This window comes from Pseudomonas sp. P1.31 (genome assembly GCF_001269815.1).
Classification (GTDB): Bacteria; Pseudomonadota; Gammaproteobacteria; order Pseudomonadales; family Pseudomonadaceae; genus Aquipseudomonas; species Aquipseudomonas rustica.
The window spans coordinates 300943-327540 of record NZ_LHVN01000044.1 but is presented as its reverse complement, the minus strand read 5'-3'; the positions used below and the strand labels follow the sequence as shown (position 1 = coordinate 327540).

Here is a 26598-nt window from a genome sequence, read left to right as displayed (position 1 = left end):
TGCGGTGCGCGAGGCGGCCATTCTAACCGGCGTTGACGAGCTGCGCGTAGCGGTCGCAGTCGCGGGTGTGATCCATGACCATGCCCGAAGCCTGCATCAGCGCGTAGCAAATGGTCGGGCCGACGAACGTGAAACCGGCCTTTTTCAGGGCTTTGCTCATCGCCAGTGCTTCGGGGGTGATCGCCGGGACTTCGCTGCGATCCTTGAAATGATTGATGATCGGTTGGTCGTTGACGAACGACCAGAGGAAGGTCACCGGATCCTCCAGCGCCAGCCAGGCCTGGGCATTGCGGCGGGCGGCGTTGAGTTTGAGGCGGTTGCGGATGATCCCCGGATCGAGCATCAATTCGTCGATTTCGGCGTCGCTCATCTGCGCCACGCGCTGCACGTCGAAGCCGAACAGCACCTCGCGATAACGCTCGCGTTTGCGCAGCACGGTGATCCACGACAGGCCAGCCTGGAACCCTTCGAGCAAAAGCAACTCGAACAAACCCTGCGCATCGCGTAGCGGCGTGCCCCACTCCTGATCGTGATAAGCCATGTACAGCGGATCTTCGGTACACCAAAAGCAGCGTGGCATAAGGCTCCAGGGGGTGGAGGTGCGACTGAATCGGGTATACTCCCGCTCTTTAAATCGCAGCCCAAGAAACAGGTGAATTTCGTGAGCCAGCCTACGCCAGCCGTGCGTACCTTCCAAGACTTGATCCTCGCGCTCCAGCAATACTGGGCCGAGCAAGGTTGCGTGGTACTTCAGCCCTACGATATGGAAGTAGGCGCCGGCACTTTCCACACCGCGACCTTCCTCCGTGCCATCGGCCCGGAAACCTGGAACGCCGCTTACGTGCAGCCAAGCCGCCGTCCGACTGACGGCCGTTACGGCGAAAACCCGAACCGTCTGCAGCACTACTATCAGTTCCAGGTCGTGCTGAAGCCGAACCCGGACAACTTCCAGGAACTGTACCTGGGCTCCCTCAAGCATGTCGGCCTCGATCCACTGGTTCACGACATCCGCTTCGTCGAAGACAACTGGGAATCGCCGACCCTCGGCGCCTGGGGTCTGGGCTGGGAAGTCTGGCTGAACGGTATGGAAGTGACGCAGTTCACTTACTTCCAACAGGCGGGCGGCATCGAGTGCTACCCGGTGACCGGAGAGATCACATACGGTCTTGAGCGTCTGGCCATGTACCTGCAAGGCGTGGATTCGGTCTACGACCTGGTCTGGGCTGACGGCCCGATGGGCAAAGTCACCTACGGCGACGTGTTCCACCAGAACGAAGTGGAGCAGTCCACTTACAACTTCGAACACGCCAACGTCGACAAACTGTTCGAACTGTTCGACTTCTATGAAAGCGAAGCCAAGCGCCTGATCGAACTCGACCAGCCGCTGCCGTTGCCGAGCTACGAAATGGTGTTGAAGGCCTCGCACACCTTCAACCTGCTGGATGCGCGCCGGGCGATCTCGGTGACCGCGCGTCAGCAATACATTCTGCGCGTACGCACCCTGGCGCGTTCCGTTGCGCAAGCCTACCTGCTGGCGCGCGCCAAGCTGGGCTTCCCGATGGCGACCCCGGATCTGCGTGACGAAGTACTGGCCAAGCTGGAGGCAGCACAATGAGTGCGCAAGATTTTCTGGTTGAACTGGGCACTGAAGAACTGCCACCGAAAGCCCTGAACACCCTGGCTGACGCGTTCCTCGCCGGTATCGACAAGGGCCTGCAAGCCGCTGGCCTGAGCTACGAGACTAAAACCGTCTACGCCGCGCCGCGTCGTCTGGCTGTGCTGATCACCGCGCTGGCTACCCAGCAACCGGATCGCAGCATCAACCTCGACGGCCCGCCACGTCAGGCGGCGTTCGACGCTGAAGGTAATCCAACGCAAGCAGCACTGGGTTTCGCGAAGAAGTGCGGCGTTGATCTGAGCGAAATCGATCAGAGCGGCCCGAAACTGCGTTACAGCCAGAGCATCGCCGGCAAGCCGACCGCGAGCCTGCTGCCGACCATCGTCGAAGATTCGCTGAACGACCTGCCGATCCCGAAACGCATGCGTTGGGGTGCGCGCAAGGAAGAGTTCGTGCGTCCGACCCAATGGCTGGTGATGCTGCTCGGTGACCAGGTCATCGACTGCACCATCCTCGCGCAGAAGGCCGGCCGTGATTCCCGTGGTCACCGCTTCCATCACCCGGAAAGCGTGCGCATCGGTTCGCCGTCGAGCTACCTCGCCGACCTGCGTGCCGCTTACGTGCTGGCCGACGCCAACGAGCGTCGCGAGATCATCAGCAAGCGCACCGAAGAGCTGGCCACCCGTCAGGAAGGCACGGCAATCGTGCCGCCGGCACTGCTCGACGAAGTCACCGCGCTGGTTGAATGGCCGGTGCCGCTGGTGTGCTCGTTCGAGGAACGTTTCCTCGACGTGCCGCAAGAAGCGCTGATCACCACCATGCAGGACAACCAGAAGTACTTCTGCCTGCTGGATGCCGACGGCAAGTTGCTGCCACGTTTCATCACTGTGGCCAACATCGAAAGCAAAGACCCGCAACAGATCATCGCCGGTAACGAGAAAGTGGTTCGCCCACGTCTGACCGACGCCGAGTTCTTCTTCAAGCAAGACAAGAAGCAGAAACTCGAAGCCTTCAACGATCGCCTGAAGAACGTGGTGTTCCAGGAAAAACTCGGCAGCGTCTACGACAAGGCCGAGCGCGTATCTAAACTGGCTGCGTACATCGCCGCACGCATTGGCGGCAACGCTTCGTGGGCTGCTCGCGCTGGCCTGCTGTCGAAGTGCGACCTGGCCACCGAAATGGTTGGCGAGTTCCCGGAGATGCAAGGTGTCGCCGGTTACTACTACGCCCTCAATGACGGCGAGCCGGAAGACGTCGCGCTGGCGCTGAACGAGCAATACATGCCACGCGGTGCCGGTGCTGAACTGCCAGCCACCCTGACCGGTGCCGCCGTTGCGATCGCTGACAAGCTCGACACCCTGGTCGGTATCTTCGGTATCGGCATGCTGCCAACGGGCAGCAAAGACCCGTATGCCCTGCGCCGTGCGGCACTCGGCGTGCTGCGTATCCTCATCGAGAAGAAGCTCGATCTGGACCTGAACGACGCTGTGGCTTTCGCCGTGAATGCGTTCGGTACCAAGGTCAAGGCTGCCGGCCTCAACGAGTCCGTGCTGGAATTCATCTTCGACCGCCTGCGTGCGCGTTATGAAGACGAAGGCGTTGAAGTCGCTACTTACCTGTCGGTACGTGCCCTGAAGCCGGGTTCGGCGCTGGACTTCGATCAGCGTGTGCAAGCGGTGCAGGCCTTCCGCAAACTGCCGGAAGCAGCAGCGCTGGCGGCGGTGAACAAGCGTGTATCGAACCTGTTGAGCAAACTCGAAGGCGCAGTACCGACCGAGGTACAAGCGAAGTACTTCGACAACGCCAACGAGTTCTCGCTGTACTCGGCGATCCAGCAAGCGGATCAAGCGGTACAACCGATGGCTGCGGCGCGTCAGTACAACGAATCGCTGGCACGCCTGGCGGCATTGCGTGAGCCGGTGGATGCGTTCTTCGACGCGGTGATGGTCAATGCCGACGACGCCAATGTGCGGGCCAACCGTTACGCGCTGCTGGCGCGTCTGCGTGGTCTGTTCCTCGGCGTTGCCGACATTTCGCTGCTGGGTTGAGGGATTGCTGTTGAAACTGCTGATTCTCGATCGGGACGGAGTGATCAATTACGACTCCGACGCTTACATCAAGTCAGTGGCGGAGTGGATTCCGTTGCCCGGCTCGATCGAAGCGATTGCGCAGTTGAGCAAGGCCGGCTGGACGGTGGCGGTGGCCACCAACCAGTCGGGCATTGCTCGCGGCTATTACGACCTCGCCACCCTCGATGCCATGCACGCACGCTTGCGTGAGCTGGTCGCGGAGCAGGGCGGTGAAGTCGGGCTGATCGTGTATTGCCCGCATGGGCCCGACGAAGGCTGCGATTGCCGCAAGCCGAAGCCGGGGATGTTGAAAACCATCGCGGCGCATTACGACGTCGAGCTGAGCAATGTCTGGTTCGTCGGCGACAGCCTTGGTGACCTGGAGGCTGCCAAAGCCGTCGATTCACAGCCAATTTTGGTAAAGACCGGAAAAGGCGAAAAGACTCAGGGCAAAACCCTGCCGGTTGGCACTCTGATTTTTGACGATCTGGCGGCGATTGCCGCAGAACTTATCCACAACTAGAGTACTTCTGAAGTTCCTGACCAGGGATTGATCGGGAGTGCGCTTGAACACTCGGGCATTGCCCCGTCACGGTAAACGTCACTATGTCGATACTGCGGGCCATCAGGATTTTTCTCTTTTACCTGCTGCTGGGCACCACCTCCCTGCTGTGGTGCAGCTTGAGTTTTTTCATCGCGCCGTTTCTGCCGTTCAAGGCGCGTTATCGTTTTATCAACGTGTACTGGTGCCGTTGCGCCTTGTGGTTGACCAAGGTATTTCTCGGTATCCGTTACGAAATCAAAGGCGCGGAAAACGTGCCTGACCGGCCCTGCGTGATTCAATCGAACCACCAGAGCACTTGGGAGACGTTCTTTCTCTCCGCTTATTTCTCGCCGTTGAGCCAAGTGCTCAAGCGTGAATTGTTATTCGTGCCGTTCTTCGGCTGGGCCATGGCCATGTTGCGGCCGATCGCGATTGACCGCGACAACCCGAAAGCAGCACTGAAACAAGTCGCCGCGAAAGGTGACGAGCTGCTCAAGGACAACGTTTGGGTGCTGATCTTTCCGGAAGGCACACGCGTGCCGTTTGGCACTGTCGGCAAGTTCTCCCGCAGTGGTAGCGCTTTGGCGGTGAATGCGGCGCTTCCGGTACTGCCGATTGCACACAATGCCGGCAAATTCTGGCCGAAAGTCGGCTGGGGTAAAAAGTCCGGCGTGATCACTGTGGTCATCGGCGAACCGATGTACGCCGAAGGCACAGGCCCGCGCGCCATTGCCGAGTTGAACGACCGGGTGCAAGCCTGGAACGAGAAGACTCAACGCGAAATGGGCTCACTGCCGCCGGCCCCGCAGGCACCAGTCGCCAACGATCAAATCGCTGTCTGAGATTTTGTGGATAACCTGTGTACGGTTTGTTTGAAAAGGCTTGAATATTGAGATTAAGTAATTGATTTACTTATATATTTCTCAAGCTCATAAAAGACCGTAAAAGGTGCATAAGTTTTTTTCCGATGTAAAAAAACCGGCTGATATAGCCGGTTTTTTTGTGCCTGATTATTCGTGAATCAGCGGTAACTCCAGCAGGAACGTGGTGCCTTGATCCACCACGCTGCGGCATTCGATTTTACCGCCATGGTGATCAACCACCGCTTTGACCATCGACAGGCCCAGCCCCACACCATCGATGCCTTGGGCGGAGGAAAAACGGCGGTACTGACTGAACAGATCCGGCAATTCATCGGCGGCGATGCCTTTGCCTTGATCGATCAATTCACAGTGCAACCATTCCTCACGGCAACGGACGCGCAGGATGATCGTGGTGTCGGCCGGGCTGTACTTGATCGCGTTTTCCAGCAGGTTGAACAGCGCGCGGGTCAGCAAGCCTTGATCGGCATTGATCAGACGTTCCTGCGACTCTTCATCCATGTCATGCAGCAGCTCGATGCGTTTCTGCTGGGCAATGGGCAACGCTTGATCCAGCACGTCGAGCACCAGCATCGCGAACAACGTCGGTTGAAATTGGTAAGTCTCAGACTCAGCTCGCGCCAGCAGAACAAAACCGTCGGTCAGATCCAGCGCGCGGCGCACCTGACGTTCGATCTGTTCGAACAACGGCGCATCAGCCCCGGCCTGATGGCGATGCACATCCACCAAAGCGAGGATCGCCGAGTGCGGCGCGCGCAGGTCGTGGGACAGAAAGCGCAGCAATACGCTGCGTTGTTCTTCCGCCGCGCGCTCAGCGCTGAGGTCGGTGAGGCTCAACAGCCAGCCAATCGGCGTGTCACCGTCCACCGGCAGCAGGGCGGCACGTTCCAGGCGCAGGCTGCGTTCCTTGTGGTCACGGAATTCCAGCAGCGGAAGGCCGGATAACGCTGGACGTGGCTCTGTGGATAATTCCGGATAGCCGAGGCGGGCGAGTTGATCGAGGACGTCGTCGCCCACTAATGCAGTATCGAACAACGCGCGGGCCTTGCGATTGCCCAGCAGGATCTGCCCCTTGGGATCGCTGATCAGTGTGGCGACCGGCAAGTATTCCAAACCGTCTGCGATGAAGCGTCGAGTATCGCGGGTGCGGCTCATGGCTTGCTCCAAGGCCATGATCTGCCCCTGCAAACGATCGGCGCCGGTGAATTGCGTGCGACGGCGTTCGGGGAAAACCTTCGGCTCTCCATCCAGCCGCGTCAGCTCCCAGCCGAAATAAGTCAGCACCACACTCAGACGCCGCCAGTTCCAGATCAGATAGCCGAACAACATGCCCAACACCGCCGGCGTCGGCGACCACCAGCGACGCATCTCCGCCAGCCCGGCGCTGGTCAGCAGCACGCCGGCCATGCCAACCAACGTTATCCACAACGCCCAGCGCGGACGCCACAACAGCAAACCAAGTACGCACGCCACCAGCCCAACCGAAAGCATCGCCCCCATGACGGGAGCCGCACCGTGCAGGTTGATCTGCGCGCGATACGACAACAGCGCAGTCAGCGGCAACAGCACTAGACTTATCCACAACCACTCGCGCACCAGCTGTCGAAACAGGCGCTGCACTTGGCTGGGCTCGCGGCTTTCGCGCCGGCGATTAGTGTTCATTTGGAAAAACGGCAGGGCAGGGTGAATGGTTTCATGGGCCACAGGTCTGAGACGTAGACCCGAAGAATCATAGCGGACGTCGACCAACGGCGGGCTGCTTACTTTCACTGCGAGGGCCGAGCGACTATGGTTGTCCGCCACTGCCCAAGCAACAAGGAATAACCGCGAATGCGCGTTGCGATTCTGGACGACGAACCCGCCGAACTGCGCCGGGTCGAGCAAACCCTGCAGCAAATGGCCGATGCCGGCGAACAGCCGTGGTCACTGCACAGCTTCGAACGCGGTGAAGACCTGCTGCGCCAACTGCGCCGGGAAACCTTCGACCTGCTGATCCTCGACTGGCAACTGCCCGACCTCACCGGCCTGGCCCTGCTGCGCTGGACCCGCGAACACATGGAAGCGACACCAGCGGCAATCATGCTCACCAGCCGTGATGGCGAGAGCGACATCGTTCAGGCGTTGAATGCGGGGGCGGATGATTATGTGAGCAAGCCGTTTCGGCCGAATGAATTGAAGGCGCGGGTGGCCGCAGTATTGCGGCGGCACAGCCAGCAACGTGCGCCGGCGACAGAAGTGCTGAGCTTTAATGATCTGACGTTTGATGACGCTGAACTGACCGTCACTCGCGAGGGAAAGCCGATTGTCATGACCGAGCGCGAGTATCGACTGGCGCGGTGTCTGTTCAGCAACCTGGGGAGGCCGTTATCGCGGGATTATCTGTATGAACGGTTTTGGCCGCATGAGGAGATGGCGTCGTCGCGACCGCTGGATACGCATATTTATCGGCTGCGGAACAAGCTCGGGCTGACGGCGGATCGAGGGTGGCAGCTGTTGACGATTTATGGGTATGGGTATCGGTTGGAGAGTGTGGTGTCGAACTCGCACTAATGGTTATGGTTGTTTCACTCTTCTCCGGCGCGACCCTTCAATTTTTTGATCGCAGATTCCAACTGCTTGATGCTCGTTGCCGGCATTGGAAGATCCTCTGGCATGGTGCCGCCTAGTTCGGAAATGGTTTCTCTGACTTTTCGACCAACCTGCAGGTGAACGTCGTTAGCTTGTTGCTTGCCCTGAACATTGTCGCGACGCAATTTATCTTCAGCCTGAGTCGCTCGAAATAAATTAGCGGCCAGTTCAGTCGAGCCCATGTGATCAAGAATTTTTTGGCTTTTTTTGAGGCCTTTGCGCTGGTGGATCGCTTTCTGATCAAGTCCTCCGTAGAGCCCTTGATATCCATGATTCTGGAAAACGGCGAAATCCAATTCTGTCTCAACGCCTGCCTGCTGTGCCGTTTCAACCAGAAGTTTGTTGTGCTCGCGTAACTCATTGCGCAGCAACAAACGCTTCTGATCGTCCCTTAGACTCTGAAATTCGGAATCGTCTGTCAGCTCCTGACGTCGGGTCTGAATCGCAAAGTAGGTTTGCCCTGCGGCGATGACGGGCTTGGATGGATCTCCGTTCTGGACAACCAGATAGCAGGCATAGCGGGAGAGGTGGATATCCTTCAGTTCTCGCAGAGAACCAGACCCCAAGGAGACCATTTTGCTGGCTTCAACAAAATGGTCGGATACCGGATGATCACCGTGTTCACAAGCTTGTATAGCCTTGGCGATAACGTTCTCGAAGTTACGCCACGTTCTGTATTCCAGCAGCGGAGCAAGGTCTCGGGCAGACCAATACTCCACTCCACTGTCGGTTCGGTATTTGAGGCCTTCAAACGTCTGATGCTGTTCGCTCAACGGTAAATCCTCTGCTGAATGAATAAGTCGAAAGTAGCCAGACAGAGCGTTGCACTGACGCGAGGAGTTATCAATCCGGAAAACATGTACATACAAATCATGACGCAGACTTGTATGCATGGAGGGATGCTTGAAACGTATAAACCCCGATGAGCCAAAACTCACCGGGGTTTATTTTTTACTTTAAGTCCGAACAAAATTCGTTAGAAATCCAGGTTCGAAACCGCCAATGCATTGCTCTCGATGAAGTCACGGCGAGGTTCGACCGCATCACCCATCAGGGTGTTGAAGATCTGGTCTGCGCCGATGGCGTCTTCGATGGTGACTTTCAACATGCGGCGCACGCTTGGGTCCATGGTGGTTTCCCACAGCTGATCCGGGTTCATTTCGCCCAGACCTTTGTATCGCTGAATGGTGTGGCGCTTGGTGCTTTCAGCCATCAGCCAGTCCAGTGCTTCCTTGAACTCGGTGACTGCTTTCTTGCGCTCGCCGCGCTGGATGTACGCGCCTTCGTCGAGCAGGGTGCTCAGTTGAGCGCCGAGGGTGACGACGGTTTTGTAGTCGTTGCTGCCGAAGAAGTCGCGGTTGAAGGTGACGTAGTTCGACAGGCCGTGGGAGATCAGTTCGACCTCTGGCAGCCACACGCCACGTTCACGATCTTCACGCAGACTGGCCTTGTAGACCAGACCGGACTTCTCGACGGTGCGCAAACGCGCTTCGTACTGGGCCAGCCACTCTTGCATCGCTGCGTGGTCGCCGAGCTTTTCCAGGCTCACGGCCGGCAGGTAGATGAAGTGCTCGGTCAGTTCCTGCGGGTACAGGCGCGACAGACGCTTGAGGGTCTTCATTACCATGCGGAAGTCATTCACCAGACGCTCGAGCGCTTCACCGGAAATGCCCGGGGCTTCTTCGTTCAGGTGCAGGCTCGCATCTTCCAGGGCCGACTGCGTCATGTACTCTTCCATGGCGTCGTCGTCTTTGATGTATTGCTCTTGCTTGCCTTTCTTGACCTTGTACAGCGGCGGCTGAGCGATGTAGATGTAGCCACGCTCGATCAGCTCCGGCAACTGACGGAAGAAGAAGGTCAGCAGCAGGGTACGGATGTGCGAACCGTCGACGTCAGCATCGGTCATGATGATGATGTTGTGATAACGCAGCTTGTCGATGTTGTACTCGTCGCGACCGATACCGCAGCCCAGTGCGGTGATCAAGGTGCCCACTTCCTGGGAAGAGATCATCTTGTCGAAACGGGCTTTCTCGACGTTGAGGATCTTGCCCTTCAACGGCAGGATCGCCTGGGTCTTGCGGTTACGCCCCTGCTTGGCAGAGCCGCCCGCGGAGTCACCTTCCACGAGGTACAGTTCAGAGAGCGCCGGGTCTTTTTCCTGGCAGTCAGCGAGCTTGCCCGGCAGACCGGCGATGTCCAGCGCGCCTTTGCGGCGGGTCATCTCACGGGCTTTACGCGCCGCTTCACGGGCACGCGCAGCGTCGATCATCTTGCCGACGACCAGCTTGGCTTCGTTCGGGTTTTCCAGGAGGAAGTCGGAGAAGTACTTGCCCATTTCCTGTTCGACCGCGGTCTTCACTTCGGAAGAGACCAGCTTGTCTTTGGTCTGCGAGCTGAACTTCGGATCCGGTACTTTTACCGAGATGATCGCGGTCAAGCCTTCACGCGCATCATCACCGGTGGTGGCGACTTTGTGCTTCTTCGCCAGGCCTTCGGCTTCGATGTAGGTGTTCAGGTTACGCGTCAGTGCCGAACGGAAGCCCACCAGGTGGGTGCCGCCGTCGCGCTGCGGAATGTTGTTGGTGAAGCACAACAGGTTCTCGTTGAAGCTGTCGTTCCACTGCAGGGCGATTTCCACGCCGATGCCGTCTTCACGTTGGATGTTGAAGTGGAACACCTGGTTGACCGCAGTCTTGTTGGTGTTCAGGTACTCAACGAACGCACGCAGGCCGCCTTCGTATTTGAACAGCTCTTCCTTACCGCTGCGTTCGTCCTTGAGGACGATGCCGACACCGGAGTTGAGGAAGGACAGTTCACGAATACGCTTGGCCAGGATGTCCCAGCTGAAGTGGATATTCTTGAAGGTGTCCGCCGACGGCTTGAAGTGAATCTGGGTGCCGGTGGTTTCGCTGTCGCCAACGATGGCCATCGGTGCCTGAGGCACGCCGTGGACGTAGGTCTGTTCCCAGATCTTGCCGCTGCGGCGAACGGTCAGTACCAGTTCTTCGGACAGCGCGTTCACTACCGAAACACCTACACCGTGCAGACCGCCGGATACTTTGTAGGAGTTGTCGTCGAACTTACCGCCAGCGTGGAGGACGGTCATGATGACCTCGGCGGCGGAAACGCCTTCCTCTTTGTGCACGTCTACCGGGATGCCACGGCCGTTGTCTTTAACGGTGATGGACTCATCCGGGTGGATGATGATGCTGATGTCGTCGCAGTGGCCGGCGAGGGCTTCGTCGATCGAGTTGTCGACCACCTCGAACACCATGTGGTGCAGACCGCTGCCATCGTCGGTGTCACCAATGTACATACCGGGACGTTTGCGTACGGCATCCAGGCCTTTCAGCACTTTAATGCTCGTTGAGTCGTACGTATTTTCTTCGCTCAATGCCTTCACTCCCGATGGTCGTGGGTCTGGGTGATACGGCCCTGTTCCACGTGGAACAAAGCGACTGGCGTTTCCGTCTGCCAGCCTTCCCTCAATAATTCGTGATCTACACAGGTGATAAACACCTGGCAGCGTAAGTCTTCCAGCAAACGGCACAGCGCGCGGCGGTGGTTCTCGTCCAGTTCGGACGGCAGGTCATCCACCAGATAAATACACTGACCGCGTCGGGCCTGGCTGACCAAGTGCCCTTGGGCAATCCGCAGTGCACAGACCACCAACTTCTGCTGACCCCGGGACAAAATGTCCGCGGCGTTGTGGGCGCCCAATCTAAGACGCAAATCAGCGCGTTGCGGTCCGGCCTGGGTATGACCCATTTGCTGATCCCGTTGCAGGGATCCAGCCAGTACGGCGCTCAATTCCCGGTCTTTGTCCCAGCCTCGGTAATAGCTGAGCGTCAAACCTTCGAGCTCAACCAGTTCGCTCAAGGTTTGTTCAAAGACTGGTTTCAAGGCTTTGATGTAAGCGCGGCGGTATTCATCGATTTCAGCGCTGGCCTGGCACAGTTCCCTGTCCCAAACCGCTTGCGAAACGGCGTCAAGTGTACCATGCCGCAGCCAGGAGTTTCTCTGGCGCAAGGCCTTCTGCAAACGCTGCCAAGTGGCCATGAAACGCGGCTCAACGTGGAACACGCCCCAGTCGAGAAACTGCCGGCGAATCTTCGGCGCGCCTTCAAGCAGGCGGAAGCTGTCGGGGTTGATCAACTGCAGCGGCAGGATCTCCGCCAGTTGCGCAGCGCTGCGGGCGTTCTGCCCGTCGATACGGATCTGGAACTCGCCCTGACGATCGCGCGAGATGCCCAAAGCGCTATGACCACCCTCGGCCAATTCGACCTGACCGAACACGGTACAGGCGAGTTGTTCGTACTGGATGACCGGCAACAGACGCGTGCTACGAAACGAACGGGCAAGCCCCAGCAGATGAATGGCTTCCAGAACACTGGTTTTGCCGCTGCCGTTAGCGCCGTAAAGAATGTTGATGCGGGGGGAGGGGGAGAAGGTCACCGGGTGCAGATTGCGCACCGCGGTGACCGAAACACGACTTAAGGACATCCAGGGTCAGCTGATTACAGACGCATCGGCATGACAACGTAAGCCGAGTCGTCGTTGTCGGACTCTTGCACCAGCGCGCTGCTGTTGGAGTCGGACAAAATCAGGCGAACCTGCTCGGTGGTCATCACGCCCAGTACGTCGAGCAGATAGCTCACGTTAAAGCCGATTTCCAGGGAGCCGCCGTTGTATTCAACGCCCACTTCTTCTTCCGCTTCTTCCTGCTCCGGGTTGTTGGCCTGGATCTTCAACTGACCGTTGGCCAGTTGCAGACGGATACCGCGGTATTTCTCGTTGGACAGAATCGCTGTACGGCTGAACGCTTCACGCAGCGCTTGGCGATCGCCCAATACCAGCTTGTCGCCGCCCTTCGGCAGAACGCGCTCGTAGTCCGGGAATTTACCGTCGACCAGTTTCGAGGTGAAGGTGAATTCGCCGGTGGTGGCGCGGATGTGATGCTGACCCAGAACGATGCTGACATTGCCGTCCGGCTCGGTGAGCAGACGCGCCAGTTCGAGAATACCTTTGCGCGGCACGATCACCTGATGGCGATCCGGCTGACCGATATCGGCTTTCATCGAGCACATGGCCAGACGGTGACCGTCGGTGGCCACGGCGCGGATGATGCCTTCGGACACTTCCAGCAGCATGCCGTTGAGGTAATAACGCACGTCCTGCTGGGCCATGGCGAAGCTGGTGCGTTCGATCAAGCGACGCAGTTTGCTCTGCTCGAGGCTGCAGGTCAGCGAACCCGGGCCTTCTTCAACGGTCGGGAAGTCGTTGGCAGGCAGGGTCGACAGGGTGAAACGGCTACGGCCGGCCTTAACCACCAGCTTCTGCTCGTCGACCTTGATATCGATCAGCGCATCGTTGGGCAGGCTTTTGCAGATGTCCATCAGCTTGCGCGCAGGCACGGTGATGGAACCTGTTTCCGCAGGCTCTTCAAGTTGCACACGACCGACCAGCTCGACCTCAAGGTCGGTACCGGTCAGCGACAGTTGCTGGCCTTCGACTACCAACAGCACGTTGGACAGTACCGGCAAGGTCTGTCGACGCTCGACGACGCCTGCGACCAGTTGCAGGGGTTTCAACAGGGCTTCGCGTTGAATGGTGAAATGCATGGTCTAGTCCCTTGCCTTAATAAGCTGCGCTGGTGTTCATCAAGTAGTCAGTGTACGCAGCAGGTTCTTGTAGTCCTCGCGGATGTCCGCGTCGGATTCCTTAAGTTCGTTGATCTTGCGGCAGGCGTGCAACACGGTGGTGTGGTCGCGGCCGCCAAACACATCGCCGATTTCCGGCAGGCTGTGGTTGGTCAATTCCTTGGACAACGCCATCGCCACCTGACGCGGACGTGCGACCGAGCGCGAACGGCGCTTGGACAGCAAGTCGGAGATCTTGATCTTGTAGTACTCGGCGACGGTGCGCTGAATGTTATCCACAGAGACCAGTTTGTCCTGCAACGCCAACAGGTCTTTCAGGGATTCGCGAATCAGCTCGATGGTGATGTCGCGGCCCATGAAGTGCGAGTGGGCGATCACGCGTTTCAGCGCGCCTTCCAGCTCACGGACGTTGGAACGAATACGCTGGGCGATGAAGAACGCGGCGTCGTGCGGCAAGTCGACTTTGGCCTGATCGGCCTTTTTCATCAAGATCGCCACGCGGGTTTCCAGTTCCGGCGGCTCGACGGCAACCGTCAGGCCCCAGCCAAACCGGGATTTAAGGCGCTCTTCAAGGCCTTCGATTTCTTTCGGATAGCGGTCACTGGTGAGAATGACCTGCTGGCCACCTTCAAGCAGAGCGTTGAAGGTGTGGAAAAACTCTTCCTGCGAACGCTCTTTACGGGCGAAGAACTGAATGTCATCGATGAGCAGCGCATCCACCGAACGGTAGAAACGCTTGAACTCGTTGATCGCGTTCAGTTGCAGCGCCTTGACCATGTCGGCCACGAAGCGCTCGGAATGCAGGTACACGACCTTGGCATTCGGGTTCTTCTTTAATAGATGGTTACCCACCGCGTGCATCAAGTGAGTTTTACCCAAGCCAACGCCACCATAAAGGAAGAGTGGGTTGTAGCCGTGCTTCGGGTTATCCGCCACTTGCCAGGCCGCCGCGCGGGCGAGCTGGTTGGATTTACCTTCGACGAAATTCTCGAAGGTGAACGTACGGTTCAGGTAGCTGGTGTGCTTGAGCGCACCTTCGACTTGCACAGTGCGTTGCTCGGCGCGAACCGGGGCCTGCTGCGAAGCGGCGCCGGACATCGGATCGAAGCTGTCGCGAGACGGTTCATCGCTGACTTCCGGGCTTTTCTGTGTCGAGCGCTTGGCGCTCGGTGCTGGCGTCTGAGTCGGCGCTGGCGTGTTCGCCGGGGCAGCATTCGCTTGCGCCTGGGAAGCTTGCGCTGCCGCCAGTGGCGCATTCGGTGCGGCACGCGGTGCCGAGCTGCGTTTGCTGCCTATTAATAAGGAAAGCGCAGGCGCCATGCCGTTGCCGTGCTCATCCAGCAGTTCAAGGACGCGCCCCAGGTACTTTTCGTTGACCCAGTCCAGAACAAAACGGTTCGGTGCGTAGACGCGCAACTCGTCGCCTTCGGCTTCGACCTGTAGTGGACGGATCCAGGTGTTGAATTGTTGGGCAGGCAGCTCCTCGCGCAAAAGCTCCACGCACTGCTGCCAAAGTTCCACTGACACGGATATCCCCTAAGTTGAAAGCCGGTGAGGCAAAAACAAGCGGCCATTGTAGCGGCGAGCCGCCCACTTATCCACATGCAGGTTGCCCGGTGAACATGATTTATCAATGCGTTAAACCAAAAAAAGGCGACCAACGGTGTGTGAATAAGCTCTGTGGATAACCGCCCCTGAGGGCACTGGACAACTGGGGGTTGAACTCGGTGGATAACCTGCCTGTGGATAACAGGCCATTCCACGCACAGGTTATCCGACAGTGCAGCACAGGCTGAACACGGTTTTCCACTGTAGTTGTCATTCTCTGTACATCACGTGAAATATGGGCTCATGGCACTTATCCACAGAAGATGACGGCCCTAGCTTTTATAAGCTTTACAAAAAAGCTTTAAATAAGTCCCTTCTTTATTTTTATGTTTGGCAGACAGGCTTTCAGCCACAGAGGCCCCCCAGATCTATTTATAAGGAAACGCTGGTTGGAAATTGACCTGAGGGCTTGCTTTCTCTAGAATCCCCGGTCTCTTAAAACGGGGGCCATTCCGGCCCGTTGTGGACGAACCAGGTAACACGACAATGAAACGTACTTTCCAACCAAGCACTATCAAACGCGCCCGTACTCACGGCTTCCGTGCTCGCATGGCTACCAAGAACGGCCGTGCTGTCCTGTCGCGTCGCCGCGCCAAAGGTCGTGCGCGTCTGGCAGTTTGATAATCCGGTACTGGAGGTGAGTCAGGACTTCAGTCGGGAAAAGCGTCTGCTTACCCCCCGGCATTTCAAGGCAGTCTTTGACTCCCCTACCGGCAAGGTTCCGGGGAAAAATCTCCTGCTCCTTGCACGCAACAACGATCTTGATCACCCCCGTCTCGGGCTGGTTATCGGGAAAAAGAGCGTAAAGCTCTCCGTTGAGCGCAATCGCCTCAAACGTTTGATGCGCGAATCGTTTCGTCTGCACCAGGATTCACTGGTCGGCTGGGACATCGTTATCGTCGCGCGCAAAGGTCTTGGCGATGTAGAAAACCCCGAATTGATTCAGCATTTCGGCAAGCTCTGGAAGCGTCTGGCACGCAGCAAGCCAGTTCCAGAAGTCAAAACCGAAACTGTAGGGGTAGACAGTCCTGATGCGTAAACTGGCCCTCGTTCCGATCCAGTTTTATCGCTATGCCATTAGTCCTTTGATGGCCAGCCACTGTCGTTTCTACCCCAGTTGTTCCTGCTACGCGTATGAAGCCATTGAAAATCATGGCCTTCTGCGCGGTGGCTGGCTGACCTTTCGTCGTTTAGGTCGCTGTCATCCGTGGAATCCCGGTGGTTATGACCCGGTTCCACCTATCCCTACCTCCCGTTCTTCTTCGATGGCCGAGTAATCATGGATATCAAACGCACGATCCTGATCGTCGCCCTGGCAATCGTGGCCTACGTTATGGTTCTTAAATGGAACCAGGACTATGGTCAGGCTGCTTTGCCGACTCAGAATGTTGCTTCCAGTACGACTACATCCGGTTTGCCGGACACCGCCACTGGCAATAATGCTGCCGCCAGTGACGATATTCCGCGCGCCGCTAGCGATACCAGCGCACCTGCCGAAACACCGGTAGCCGCCAGCAAGGATCTGATCCAGATCAAAACCGACGTGCTCGATCTCGCGATCGATCCACAAGGTGGTGATGTTGCTCAACTGACCTTGCCTCTGTATCCACGTCGTCAGGATCGTCCTGATGTTCCGTTCCAGCTGTTCGATAACGGCGGCGAACGTGTTTATCTGGCCCAAAGCGGTCTGATCGGCACCAACGGCCCGGACGCAAACCCGGCCGGTCGTCCGGTCTACTCCTCGGAGAAGAAGACTTATCAACTGGCTGACGGTCAGGACCAATTGGTCGTAGACCTGAAGTTCAGCAAGGACGGCGTCAATTACATCAAGCGTTTCACCCTGAAACGCGGCCTGTACGACGTAGCCGTTTCCTACATTGTGGATAACCAGAGCGCTCAGCCCTGGAACGGCGCAATGTTTGCTCAGTTGAAGCGTGATAACAGCGCTGACCCTTCGTCCACCACTGCTACTGGCACCGCGACTTACCTGGGCGCTGCCCTGTGGACAAGTTCGGAGCCGTACAAGAAAGTGTCCATGAAGGACATGGACAAGGCGCAGCTGAAAGAAACCGTCACCGGTGGTTGGGTAGCCTGGCTGCAACACTACTTCGTGACTGCGTGGATTCCGGCGAAGGGCGAAAACAACGTCGTTCAGACCCGTAAAGACAGCAAAGGCAACTACATCATCGGTTACACCGGTCCAACACTGACCGCTGCACCAGGTGCCAAAGTTGAAACCAGCGCTGTGCTGTACGCCGGTCCGAAAAGCCAGGCTGTGCTGAAGCAGTTGTCCCCAGGTCTGGAACTGACCGTCGACTACGGCATTCTGTGGTTCATTGCTCAACCGATCTTCTGGTTGCTGCAACACATCCACGCGATCGTTGGTAACTGGGGCTGGTCGATCATCTTCCTGACCATGCTGATCAAGGGTCTTTTCTTCCCTCTGTCGGCTGCCAGCTACAAATCGATGGCGCGTATGCGTGCCGTTGCACCGAAACTGGCTGCACTGAAAGAACAACATGGCGATGACCGGCAGAAAATGTCGCAAGCCATGATGGAGCTGTACAAGAAAGAGAAGATCAATCCGCTGGGTGGTTGCTTGCCAATCCTCGTGCAGATGCCGGTTTTCCTTTCGCTGTACTGGGTTCTGCTGGAAAGCGTGGAAATGCGCCAGGCGCCGTTCATGCTGTGGATCACTGACCTGTCGATCAAGGATCCGTTCTTCATTCTGCCGATCATCATGGGCGCAACCATGTTTATCCAGCAGCAGTTGAACCCGACTCCTCCGGATCCGATGCAGGCGAAGGTCATGAAAATGATGCCAATCATCTTCACCTTCTTCTTCCTGTGGTTCCCGGCGGGTCTGGTGCTGTACTGGGTTGTGAACAACTGCCTGTCCATCACCCAACAGTGGTACATCACACGTAAGATCGAACGGGCTACCAAAGCAGCCGCTTGATTTACACTGTGGATAACCACTCAAAACGCCCCCTAGTGGGGCGTTTTGCTATCTGTCATTTTTGTCTGGATTCCGGTTAATGAGCGTACCTCGTGAAACCATCGCCGCCGTCGCCACTGCTCAAGGCCGTGGTGGTGTGGGCATCGTCCGTATTTCCGGGCCGTTGGCCAGTGTTGCGGCGAAAGCCATCAGCGGCCGCGAACTGAAACCGCGTTACGCCCATTACGGCCCGTTTTTCACTGACGACAAACAGGTGCTCGACGAAGGTCTGGCGCTGTATTTCCCGGGGCCTAATTCGTTCACCGGTGAAGACGTTCTGGAATTGCAGGGCCACGGCGGCCCGATCGTTCTGGATATGTTGCTCAAACGCTGCCTGGAACTGGGCTGCCGTCTGGCACGTCCGGGTGAATTCAGCGAACGCGCCTTCCTCAATGACAAACTCGACCTGGCGCAAGCCGAGGCGATTGCCGATTTGATCGAAGCCAGTTCTGCACAGGCTGCACGTAATGCCCTGCGTTCATTGCAGGGTGCGTTTTCCCAGCGTGTGCATAACTTGACCGAACAGTTGATCGGTCTGCGCATCTACGTCGAAGCCGCCATCGACTTCCCGGAAGAAGAAATCGACTTCCTCGCCGATGGCCATGTGTTGAGCATGCTCGACAAAGTGCGCGATGAATTATCCACAGTGCTGCGCGAAGCCGGGCAGGGTGCCTTGTTGCGCGATGGCATGACCGTAGTGATCGCCGGCCGTCCGAACGCCGGCAAGTCCAGCCTGTTGAATGCGTTGGCCGGTCGCGAAGCGGCAATCGTGACAGAGATCGCCGGCACCACTCGCGACATCCTCCGTGAACATATCCACATCGACGGCATGCCGTTGCACGTTGTCGATACCGCTGGCCTGCGTGATACCGATGATCATGTGGAAAAGATCGGCGTCGAGCGCGCATTGAAAGCCATTGGCGAAGCTGATCGGGTGTTGCTGGTAGTCGACGCCACTGCGCCGGAAGCACTGGATCCGTTTGCCCTGTGGCCGGAGTTCCTCGAAACGCGGCCGGATCCGGCGAAAGTCACCTTGATCCGCAATAAAGCCGACCTGACCGGCGAAGCCATTGTTCTGGAAACCAGCGAAGACGGGCACGTGACGATCAGTCTCAGCGCCAAATCCGCCGGTGAAGGCTTGGATCTGTTGCGCGATCATCTCAAAGCCTGCATGGGTTACGAGCAGACCGCGGAAAGCAGTTTCAGTGCACGTCGCCGGCATCTGGAGGCCTTGCGCCACGCCAGTGCGGCACTGGAACACGGCCGCGCCCAGCTGACCTTGGCTGGCGCCGGAGAGTTACTGGCGGAGGATTTGCGCCAGGCCCAGCACTCTCTCGGCGAAATCACCGGGGCGTTCAGCTCTGATGATCTCTTGGGTCGAATCTTTTCCAGTTTCTGTATCGGTAAATGATAAAAAGGGGCTGTGGACAATTTATCCACAGCCCCTTTTTCGTTTTACCAGTTGTAGGAAACTGTACCGAGCAGAGTGCGATCCTCACCCCAATAGCAACGACCCGCGTCGTTGCAACCCGACACATACTCCTTGTCGAACAGGTTCTTCGCATTCAGGTCGACGCTCCAGTGCGTATCGATCTGATAACCGATGGCCGCATCCACCAAAGTGACGTCGCCGGCATCCAGCTTTCCGTAGAGAGAAGGCGAGGTGTACGCGAAGGCACTGTCGAAGTAACGCACACCGCCGCCTAAGTACAAACCTTTCAAGTCGCCATCGAGGAAGCGGTATTTAGCCCAGACCGAGGCCTGATTACGTGGCACGCCGGTCATTTGATGGCCTTTGACCAATGACGTCGCGGCATCCTTGGTGATTCGCGCGTCGGTGTAGGTATAGGCCGCAGTGACGTTGAGGTTCTGGGTCAGGTTGCTGTTGAGTTCCAGTTCCACACCCTTGGAACGGCTTTCGCCCACCTGGCGGTAGCTCGATGTAGTGGCGTCGAAGTAGGTGTCGTCCTTTTTGCGCAGGTCATACACCGATGCTGTGAAGGCAGTGTCCCAGCCGATCGGTTCGTACTTCAGGCCCACTTCATATTGGCTGCTGGTGATCGGATCGAGCGGCGCGCCGGCATTGGAAATCTGCTGCACCGGCACGAACGAGGTCGAGTAGCTGACATACGGCGTCATGCCGTTGTCGAACTGGTACATCACGCCGCCCTGATAGGTGAACTTCTTGTCCTCGGAGCTGATGTCGCTCGACTGAGCGACCTTGTCGCGAAAATCACTGTCGACCCAATCTTGACGGCCACCGAGCAGGAACAGCCAGTGGTCGTACTTGCTCTGGATCTGTGCATAAACCCCTTTCATCTGCTGTTCCAGCAAGGTGTTTTGCACCGCAATCGGCGTGGTCGGATCGCGCAGGTACACCGGGTTATACACATCGATCGGCCCGACGATGCCGGCGTTCCAGTCCTGATTAAAGGAGGTGCGATCGTAGCTGGCGCCGAACAACACGGTGTTCTCCAGACCGCCGACCTGGAATTTGCCTTCCAGTTGGTTATCCAGCGAGTACACCATCGATTTGTTGAAGCGATCGTAGGCAGTCATGTTCAGACGCGTACCGAACCCGGCGTTATTGAGGTTGCCCGGCCAGGTTTCGTGGCGGGTAATGCGCGACTGCATGTAGCGCGAGTTCTGGCGGAACTGCCAGTCGTCGTTGAACGAGTGGCTGAATTCGTAGCCGGTGCTCCAGGTTTCCCGTTCGAAGGTATTCCAGTCCGGATCGCCGAGCATGGTGCCTTTGGATAACTTTCCATTGGGGTTTGTCAGCAAAGTCCCGGCGGCCGGTAGGCCAAGTTCCATGTTGGTGTGATCCTTCTGGTAGTTGGCCAGCAGGGTCAGCGTGTTGAAATCATCGAAATTCAGGGTCAGCGATGGCGCGATGTAAATGCGGTCGTCCGGAACGTGATCGGTCTGGGTGTCGGACTTGCGGCCAAGCATCACCACGCGTCCGAGTACGTTGCCGCTGTCATTGAGTGGGCCGGAGACATCGACGCCGATCTGCCGGCGATTGTTCGAGCCATAACCCAATTGCACTTCACCTTGCGGTGCAGCGGTCGGTCGTTTGCTCACCAGATTGACCAGACCGCCCGGTGCGTTTTCCCCATACAGGAGAGAAGACGGGCCACGGAAAATCTCGACGCGCTCCAGTCCGTAGGGCTCGGTGCTGGTGTCGTACCGATTGCCCTGGACGCGTAGTCCATCGCGCAACAGACCGTAGCCATAATCGGTGGCGTTGAAACCGCGAATATAGAACAGGTCTCCGGCCAGACTGTCGCCAGCGGCAAACGGTGGGGCAAAGATCCCCGGCACGTAGCCGAGCACCTCGGTGAGTGTCTGAGATTTCTGATCTTTCATGCGCTGGGCGGTGACGACTGACACCGAGCGCGGCGTTTCCGACAACGGCGTACTGGTTTTCGTACCGATTCGACTGTTCTGCGCCTTGTATCCGACGTCCGCCGCGTAATCCAGATTCATCGGGTTGGCCAACTGACCATTGATGTTGGTCGGGGCCAGCTCCAGCGAATCACCGTTTGGCAGCGCCTGCAGAATGTAACTGCCCGGCGCCTGCGGTACGGCTTGCAAACCTGAGCCTTGCAGCAGTTGGGCAAAACCTTGGTCGACGGTGAAGTTGCCGTTCAACCCGACACTGCGCAAACGGCTGGTCTGTTGCGGCGAGAACGACAGAATTACGTTGGCGGCCGAGGCGAACTGGCTCAGTGCATTGTCCAGAGGGCCCGCTGCAATCGCATAACGCTGAGTGGCCGATGCAGCGACGGCGTTATGGCTGATCACCAGACAGGACGCGGCGCTGGTCATCAGTAGGCTGTAAGCAATGCAGTGGTAGGAAAAACGCTGACGAAACGTGGGAAGACGCATGGGTGGATAAGCCCTGAAGGTGGCAAAGAGCCGCGTTTATCGCGATTACCTGTAGGGCCGGGTCAGGGCCAAAAAAGATAACCCTGTTTGCGATTTATTTTGCCCAGGCGAAATTTCGTTCAAACGTTGTGGCTGATCGAGACCCAGTAACGAGTGAAATAGCGCACGTTGATCGGCAGCGACGCCTGTAGATTGGCCAAGACTGCGTCAGTTGAATTCAGGCGGAATGTCCCGGAAACCCGCAGCTCCCGGGCACGCGCGTCGCAATGCAAAACTCCGCTGCGATAACGGCCCAACTCGTCAATCACATCGCCCAAGCGTGCATCGAGGACGATCAATTGGCCGTTGATCCACGCCACTTCCGAGGGTTTGAACGGATGAATGAGGCCTATGTGTTGACGATCAAAATCAGCGCCTTCGCCTGCCTGCAAGATTTTTGCGGCCGTTGAAGTATCACCGGGCTGAACACTGATCCGGTCTTCCAGCACTCCAACTCGGGTAGAACTCGATAGCTGGTGAACGGAGAAACGAGTGCCCAATGCTTGAATCCGGCCATCCCGGGTTTCGACGAAAAAGGGCCGTTGATCACCCAGCTTTCCGGTTTGAATGAGGATCTCGCCGGAGCGCAGGCGAATCAGCCGCTGAGCCGGGTTGAGAGACACATCAATGGCAGTGTCGGTGTTGAGTTGAATCTGGCTGCCATCCGCCAATGTGATATTGCGACGCTGGCCAACGCCGGTTTTATAGTCGGCCCAGACATTTCCCAAGGAAGTGTGTTGCTGAACATTCCAGCCAACGAACCCCGTGCCCGCAGCGAGCAGCAACAGTTTCAGCACTTGGCGACGTTGCTGACCGTTATTTAGCGCGCGACGTTTCAGATCCTGTGGCAGCGTGCCGAGGTGGCGCTGCAATTGTTCCATCTGGTTCCACGCCGCCAGATGCGCAGGGTCGCTATCTATCCACAACTGCCAGGCCTTTTGTTCGGCGAGCGTTGGCGGATCCGCCTGAAACTGCACGTACCAACTGGCGGCTGCTTCGAAGATCTGGCGATTGGGGGCGAGGGCCATCAACGTTGCGCCATGATCAGGGCACATTCCGTCAGCGCGCGGATCATGTGCTTCTTCACCGTGGTCAGCGAAACCTTCAGCTGCAAAGCGATCTGTTGATAAGTCAGGCCATCGATCTGCGAGAGCATAAAGATTTGTTGGCTTCTGGCGCCGAGCCCGGCCAAGGCTTTATCCACAGCGACCAGAGTTTCGATGATCAGCGCCTTGTCTTCCTCGCTGATGGCGGTGGCTTCCGGTCGAGCCGCGAGGGTCTGCAAATACGCTGCTTCGATGGCCTGCCTTCTATAACGATCAATGACCAGACCGCGTGCAATGGTCGCCAGATAATCCCGTGGCTCACGAATCTGTGCGGCATTGCGCGCCGCCAGAATCCGCACGAACGTGTCATGCGCGACATCGGCGGCATCGCAGGCGTCATGCAATTTTCCCTTGAGCCACCCGTATAGCCACGAATGGTGTTGCTCGTAGATTTGCTCGATCGCAGCAGTGTGGGCGGGTAGGGACATAGGAAGAGTGGGCGAGTTAATGATAATGCCTATTATTAGCCTCTGTTACGTTCTCTCACAATAGCCCTCGCACTTCCCTCCATCGGCTTCTTTGTCGCCAGCAAACACTCGTTGACGATTTTTTTGCGCCTTGAAAACGCCGTTTTATCGATTTTCTGTGGATTAAGCCCTGTGAATAACTGCCACTAAGGGCAGTTGATAACAGGGCTTCAAAACTGGATATAAACCCCTCTGTGGATAACCACCCCTTTCATCCACAGGCTTAAACCGGTTATCCAAGGCCCTCATTGGCACATGGACACAGGGTTTTGAATCTCTGTACATATTGAATATAAAGGCCTGTAGCGATCTATCCACAGAAATGATGCTCAGTAGAAATAAACATAAAAACAAAGGTTTTATAAATTTCTTTCTTTTTTATTCTTTTAACCTTGAGTTCTCCACAGCTGGTTAAATTTTGTGCAGAGGGTTCTTTAGGAAGGGCGAAGTCCCTATACTTGTCGACCAGGTTCAAAAACCTGATCTCAAACTATTCCTGAATTACCTACTTAAGCAGGCACGAGGTGCGTGGTGGATTTCCCTTCCCGTTTTGAAGTGATCGTCATCGGCGGCGGTCATGCCGGTACCGAGGCAGCACTGGCCTCAGCACGTATGGGGGCAAAAACCCTGTTGCTGACGCATAACGTGGAAACCCTCGGTGCCATGAGTTGCAACCCGGCCATCGGTGGTATTGGCAAAAGCCATCTGGTCAAGGAAATCGACGCCCTCGGCGGCGCGATGGCCATGGCTACCGATAAGGGCGGCATCCAGTTTCGCGTGTTGAACAGCCGTAAAGGCCCAGCCGTACGGGCGACCCGTGCGCAAGCCGACCGTATTCTGTACAAGGCCGCTGTCCGCGAAATCCTGGAAAACCAGCCGAACCTGTGGATATTTCAACAAGCCGCTGATGACCTGATCGTCGAGCAGGAACAAGTCCGTGGTGTTGTCACGCAAATGGGTCTGCGGTTCTTCGCCGATTCCGTGGTGTTGACCACCGGTACGTTTCTCGGTGGACTTATCCACATCGGTTTGCAGAATTTTTCCGGCGGCCGTGCCGGTGATCCGCCGTCGATCGCCTTGGCACACCGTCTGCGTGAAATGCCACTGCGTGTCGGGCGCCTGAAAACCGGCACACCGCCGCGTATTGATGGCAAATCTGTGGATTTCTCGGTGATGACCGAGCAACCCGGTGATACGCCGATCCCGGTGATGTCGTTCATGGGCAACAAAGAACAGCATCCACGCCAGGTCAGCTGCTGGATCACTCACACCAACGCCCGCACCCACGAAATCATCGCCGCGAACCTCGATCGTTCGCCGATGTATTCCGCTGCCGGTGAAATCGAAGGCATCGGCCCGCGCTATTGCCCGTCGATCGAAGACAAGATCCACCGCTTTGCCGACAAGGAAAGCCATCAGGTGTTTATCGAGCCGGAAGGTTTGACCACCCATGAGCTGTATCCGAACGGGATATCCACAAGCTTGCCGTTCGACGTGCAATTGCAGATCGTGCAATCGATTCGCGGCATGGAAAACGCACACATCGTGCGTCCGGGTTATGCGATCGAGTACGACTACTTCGATCCGCGCGACCTGAAGTACAGCCTGGAAACCAAAGTCATCGGCGGTCTGTTCTTCGCCGGGCAAATCAACGGCACCACCGGTTACGAAGAAGCCGGCGCTCAAGGTTTGCTCGCGGGCGCCAACGCCGCACTGCGCGCCAAGGGCAAAGAAGCCTGGTGCCCGCGTCGCGATGAAGCGTACATCGGTGTTTTGGTCGACGACCTGATCACCCTCGGTACCCAAGAGCCGTACCGCATGTTCACTTCCCGTGCCGAGTACCGCCTGATCCTGCGCGAGGACAACGCCGACCTGCGTCTGACCGAAAAAGGTCGCGAGCTCGGTCTGGTCGATGACGCGCGTTGGGCGGCCTTCTGCAAAAAGCGTGAAAGCATCGAACTCGAAGAACAGCGCCTGAAAAGCACTTGGGTTCGCCCGAATACGCAGCAGGGCGATGCGATTGCCGAAAAATTCGGTACGCCACTGACTCACGAATACAACTTGCTCAACCTCTTGAGCCGTCCGGAAATCGACTACGCTGGTCTGGTCGAAGTGACCGGCAACGGCGCCGAAGATCCACAGGTTGCCGAGCAGGTTGAAATCAAGACCAAATACGCCGGTTACATCGACCGTCAACAGGACGAAATCGCCCGTCTGCGCGCCAGTGAAGACACGAAATTGCCTGTGGATATCGATTACACCAACATTTCCGGTCTCTCCAAGGAGATCCAGAGCAAGCTAGGCGCGACTCGACCAGAGACGCTAGGCCAGGCTTCGCGGATCCCTGGCGTGACCCCGGCAGCGATTTCGCTCTTGATGATTCATTTGAAAAAACGCGGCGCGGGCCGTCAGTTGGAGCAAAGCGCTTGAGTTCTAAGGTCACTTCGCAACACGCCGAAGAGTTATCCACAGGAGCCCGCGAGCTCGGTGTCAACCTCACTGAAACCCAGCACGAATTGCTGCTGGGTTATCTGGCCCTGTTGATCAAATGGAACCAGGCCTACAACCTGACCGCCGTGCGCGATCCGGATGAAATGGTTTCGCGCCACTTGCTCGATAGTCTCAGCGTGATGTCGTTCATCGAAAACGGTCGCTGGCTCGACGTCGGCAGCGGCGGCGGCATGCCGGGAATCCCGTTGGCGATCCTGTACCCGGACTCGCAAGTGACCTGTCTGGACAGCAACGGCAAGAAAACCCGCTTCCTGACTCAGGTCAAACTCGAACTCAAACTGGATAACCTGCAAGTTATCCACAGTCGTGTCGAAGCGTTCCAGCCTGCGCAACCGTTCAACGGGATCATTTCCCGGGCGTTCAGCAGCATGGAGAACTTCACCAACTGGACTCGCCATCTCGGCGATGCCGATACACGCTGGCTGGCAATGAAGGGCGTTCATCCGGCCGATGAGCTGGTAGCATTGCCGGCAGACTTCAAACTCGATAGCGAACACGCCCTGGCCGTACCCGGTTGCCAAGGCCAACGCCATCTGCTGATACTGCGCCGCACGGCATGATTGGGAACACAAGCAAGA

Annotated in this window: 22 protein-coding genes; 12 read left to right on the top strand and 10 right to left on the bottom strand. The window is 57.3% G+C overall.

The genetic code is table 11. The annotated features are described in order from the left end of the window. Positions 1 to 22: 22 nt before the first annotated feature. On the bottom strand, positions 23 to 580 hold the full coding sequence (locus AD669_RS27460) for a DNA-3-methyladenine glycosylase I (protein ID WP_053125317.1): 558 nt from the start codon (positions 578 to 580) through the stop codon (positions 23 to 25). Positions 581 to 661: 81 nt separating this feature from the next. Between AD669_RS27460 and glyQ the strand changes: the two genes are divergently transcribed. The 4 genes from glyQ to AD669_RS27440 all read left to right on the top strand — a co-directional run bounded on the left by glyQ (position 662) and on the right by AD669_RS27440 (position 5073). Next, positions 662 to 1615: a glycine--tRNA ligase subunit alpha gene (gene glyQ, locus AD669_RS27455; RefSeq protein WP_025112261.1), complete on the top strand. Its 954-nt coding sequence runs from the start codon at positions 662 to 664 to the stop codon at positions 1613 to 1615. After that, entirely contained in the window at positions 1612 to 3666 is a 2055-nt protein-coding gene (gene glyS, locus AD669_RS27450; protein ID WP_053125315.1) for a glycine--tRNA ligase subunit beta, read from the top strand. Before glyQ ends, glyS begins: the two co-directional genes overlap by 4 nt. Before the next feature lie 4 nt (positions 3667 to 3670). Continuing rightward, positions 3671 to 4210 carry a D-glycero-beta-D-manno-heptose 1,7-bisphosphate 7-phosphatase gene (gene gmhB, locus AD669_RS27445; RefSeq protein WP_172680173.1) on the top strand — a complete coding sequence of 180 codons (540 nt, stop codon included), beginning with the start codon at positions 3671 to 3673 and terminating at the stop codon, positions 4208 to 4210. An 83-nt stretch (positions 4211 to 4293) separates the two neighbouring features. After that, a complete protein-coding gene (locus AD669_RS27440) occupies positions 4294 to 5073 on the top strand; it encodes a 1-acyl-sn-glycerol-3-phosphate acyltransferase (RefSeq protein ID WP_053125312.1) in 780 nt (259 codons plus the stop codon). Positions 5074 to 5241: 168 nt separating this feature from the next. Here AD669_RS27440 and AD669_RS27435 read toward each other — a convergent pair whose 3' ends face one another. Beyond that, positions 5242 to 6774: an ATP-binding protein gene (locus tag AD669_RS27435; protein WP_053125310.1), complete on the bottom strand. Its 1533-nt coding sequence runs from the start codon at positions 6772 to 6774 to the stop codon at positions 5242 to 5244. Positions 6775 to 6942: 168 nt separating this feature from the next. Between AD669_RS27435 and AD669_RS27430 the strand changes: the two genes are divergently transcribed. Beyond that, positions 6943 to 7662, top strand: coding sequence for a response regulator transcription factor (locus AD669_RS27430; RefSeq protein ID WP_053125308.1), 720 nt, complete (start codon positions 6943 to 6945; stop codon positions 7660 to 7662). A gap of 14 nt (positions 7663 to 7676) precedes the next feature. Here AD669_RS27430 and dinD read toward each other — a convergent pair whose 3' ends face one another. The 5 genes from dinD to dnaA form a co-directional block, all read right to left on the bottom strand. Further along, positions 7677 to 8513, bottom strand: a complete 837-nt coding sequence (dinD, locus tag AD669_RS27425; RefSeq protein WP_053125306.1) for a DNA damage-inducible protein D — start codon at positions 8511 to 8513, stop codon at positions 7677 to 7679. Positions 8514 to 8716: 203 nt separating this feature from the next. Beyond that, positions 8717 to 11134 (bottom strand): DNA topoisomerase (ATP-hydrolyzing) subunit B, encoded by a 2418-nt coding sequence (gene gyrB / locus AD669_RS27420; RefSeq protein WP_008084382.1) that lies wholly within the window; start codon positions 11132 to 11134, stop codon positions 8717 to 8719. A 5-nt stretch (positions 11135 to 11139) separates the two neighbouring features. Beyond that, a complete protein-coding gene (gene recF, locus AD669_RS27415) occupies positions 11140 to 12243 on the bottom strand; it encodes a DNA replication/repair protein RecF (protein ID WP_053125303.1) in 1104 nt (367 codons plus the stop codon). 14 nt (positions 12244 to 12257) lie between these two features. Beyond that, complete coding sequence (gene dnaN, locus AD669_RS27410; RefSeq protein WP_053125301.1) at positions 12258 to 13361, bottom strand: DNA polymerase III subunit beta; 1104 nt, start codon at positions 13359 to 13361, stop codon at positions 12258 to 12260. A gap of 39 nt (positions 13362 to 13400) precedes the next feature. Next, complete coding sequence (gene dnaA, locus AD669_RS27405) at positions 13401 to 14927, bottom strand: chromosomal replication initiator protein DnaA (protein ID WP_053125299.1); 1527 nt, start codon at positions 14925 to 14927, stop codon at positions 13401 to 13403. A gap of 567 nt (positions 14928 to 15494) precedes the next feature. Here dnaA and rpmH point away from each other — a divergent pair. The 5 genes from rpmH to mnmE all read left to right on the top strand — a co-directional run bounded on the left by rpmH (position 15495) and on the right by mnmE (position 19417). Then, a complete protein-coding gene (gene rpmH / locus AD669_RS28365) occupies positions 15495 to 15629 on the top strand; it encodes a 50S ribosomal protein L34 (RefSeq protein ID WP_003213577.1) in 135 nt (44 codons plus the stop codon). A gap of 16 nt (positions 15630 to 15645) precedes the next feature. Continuing rightward, entirely contained in the window at positions 15646 to 16047 is a 402-nt protein-coding gene (gene rnpA, locus AD669_RS27400; RefSeq protein ID WP_042704971.1) for a ribonuclease P protein component, read from the top strand. After that, positions 16040 to 16285, top strand: a complete 246-nt coding sequence (gene yidD / locus AD669_RS28360) for a membrane protein insertion efficiency factor YidD (protein ID WP_010465488.1) — start codon at positions 16040 to 16042, stop codon at positions 16283 to 16285. Before rnpA ends, yidD begins: the two co-directional genes overlap by 8 nt. A 2-nt stretch (positions 16286 to 16287) precedes the next feature. Beyond that, positions 16288 to 17967 (top strand): membrane protein insertase YidC, encoded by a 1680-nt coding sequence (gene yidC, locus AD669_RS27395; protein ID WP_053125297.1) that lies wholly within the window; start codon positions 16288 to 16290, stop codon positions 17965 to 17967. Between the two features lie 79 nt (positions 17968 to 18046). Then, the gene (gene mnmE, locus AD669_RS27390; protein WP_053125296.1) at positions 18047 to 19417 is read left to right on the top strand and encodes a tRNA uridine-5-carboxymethylaminomethyl(34) synthesis GTPase MnmE; all 1371 of its coding nucleotides are present in this window, start codon (positions 18047 to 18049) and stop codon (positions 19415 to 19417) included. A gap of 44 nt (positions 19418 to 19461) precedes the next feature. Here the strand turns inward: mnmE and AD669_RS27385 are convergent, their stop codons facing one another. From AD669_RS27385 to AD669_RS27375, 3 genes are all read right to left on the bottom strand, one after another. Further along, the gene (locus AD669_RS27385) at positions 19462 to 21897 is read right to left on the bottom strand and encodes a TonB-dependent siderophore receptor (RefSeq protein WP_053125295.1); all 2436 of its coding nucleotides are present in this window, start codon (positions 21895 to 21897) and stop codon (positions 19462 to 19464) included. 119 nt (positions 21898 to 22016) lie between these two features. Continuing rightward, positions 22017 to 22964 carry a FecR domain-containing protein gene (locus AD669_RS27380; RefSeq protein ID WP_053125294.1) on the bottom strand — a complete coding sequence of 316 codons (948 nt, stop codon included), beginning with the start codon at positions 22962 to 22964 and terminating at the stop codon, positions 22017 to 22019. Next, a complete protein-coding gene (locus tag AD669_RS27375; protein ID WP_053125292.1) occupies positions 22964 to 23470 on the bottom strand; it encodes a sigma-70 family RNA polymerase sigma factor in 507 nt (168 codons plus the stop codon). Before AD669_RS27375 ends, AD669_RS27380 begins: the two co-directional genes overlap by 1 nt. Positions 23471 to 24040: 570 nt before the next feature. Between AD669_RS27375 and mnmG the strand changes: the two genes are divergently transcribed. Next, positions 24041 to 25939, top strand: coding sequence for a tRNA uridine-5-carboxymethylaminomethyl(34) synthesis enzyme MnmG (gene mnmG, locus AD669_RS27370; protein ID WP_053125290.1), 1899 nt, complete (start codon positions 24041 to 24043; stop codon positions 25937 to 25939). Further along, complete coding sequence (rsmG, locus tag AD669_RS27365; RefSeq protein ID WP_007911906.1) at positions 25936 to 26580, top strand: 16S rRNA (guanine(527)-N(7))-methyltransferase RsmG; 645 nt, start codon at positions 25936 to 25938, stop codon at positions 26578 to 26580. The genes mnmG and rsmG overlap by 4 nt, the downstream gene beginning before the upstream one ends. Positions 26581 to 26598: the final 18 nt, after the last annotated feature.

Excerpts from the sequence above, each read along its gene's own strand:
- AD669_RS27460 (WP_053125317.1), bottom strand. The coding sequence starts at position 580 with ATGCCACGCTGCTTTTGGTGTACCGAAGATCCGCTGTACATGGCTTAT.
- glyS (WP_053125315.1), top strand. The coding sequence starts at position 1,612 with ATGAGTGCGCAAGATTTTCTGGTTGAACTGGGCACTGAAGAACTGCCA.
- AD669_RS27440 (WP_053125312.1), top strand. The coding sequence starts at position 4,294 with ATGTCGATACTGCGGGCCATCAGGATTTTTCTCTTTTACCTGCTGCTG.
- AD669_RS27435 (WP_053125310.1), bottom strand. The coding sequence starts at position 6,774 with ATGAACACTAATCGCCGGCGCGAAAGCCGCGAGCCCAGCCAAGTGCAG.
- AD669_RS27430 (WP_053125308.1), top strand. The coding sequence starts at position 6,943 with ATGCGCGTTGCGATTCTGGACGACGAACCCGCCGAACTGCGCCGGGTC.
- recF (WP_053125303.1), bottom strand. The coding sequence starts at position 12,243 with ATGTCCTTAAGTCGTGTTTCGGTCACCGCGGTGCGCAATCTGCACCCG.
- dnaN (WP_053125301.1), bottom strand. The coding sequence starts at position 13,361 with ATGCATTTCACCATTCAACGCGAAGCCCTGTTGAAACCCCTGCAACTG.
- rpmH (WP_003213577.1), top strand. The coding sequence starts at position 15,495 with ATGAAACGTACTTTCCAACCAAGCACTATCAAACGCGCCCGTACTCAC.
- yidD (WP_010465488.1), top strand. The coding sequence starts at position 16,040 with ATGCGTAAACTGGCCCTCGTTCCGATCCAGTTTTATCGCTATGCCATT.
- yidC (WP_053125297.1), top strand. The coding sequence starts at position 16,288 with ATGGATATCAAACGCACGATCCTGATCGTCGCCCTGGCAATCGTGGCC.
- mnmE (WP_053125296.1), top strand. The coding sequence starts at position 18,047 with ATGAGCGTACCTCGTGAAACCATCGCCGCCGTCGCCACTGCTCAAGGC.
- AD669_RS27385 (WP_053125295.1), bottom strand. The coding sequence starts at position 21,897 with ATGCGTCTTCCCACGTTTCGTCAGCGTTTTTCCTACCACTGCATTGCT.
- AD669_RS27380 (WP_053125294.1), bottom strand. The coding sequence starts at position 22,964 with ATGGCCCTCGCCCCCAATCGCCAGATCTTCGAAGCAGCCGCCAGTTGG.
- AD669_RS27375 (WP_053125292.1), bottom strand. The coding sequence starts at position 23,470 with ATGTCCCTACCCGCCCACACTGCTGCGATCGAGCAAATCTACGAGCAA.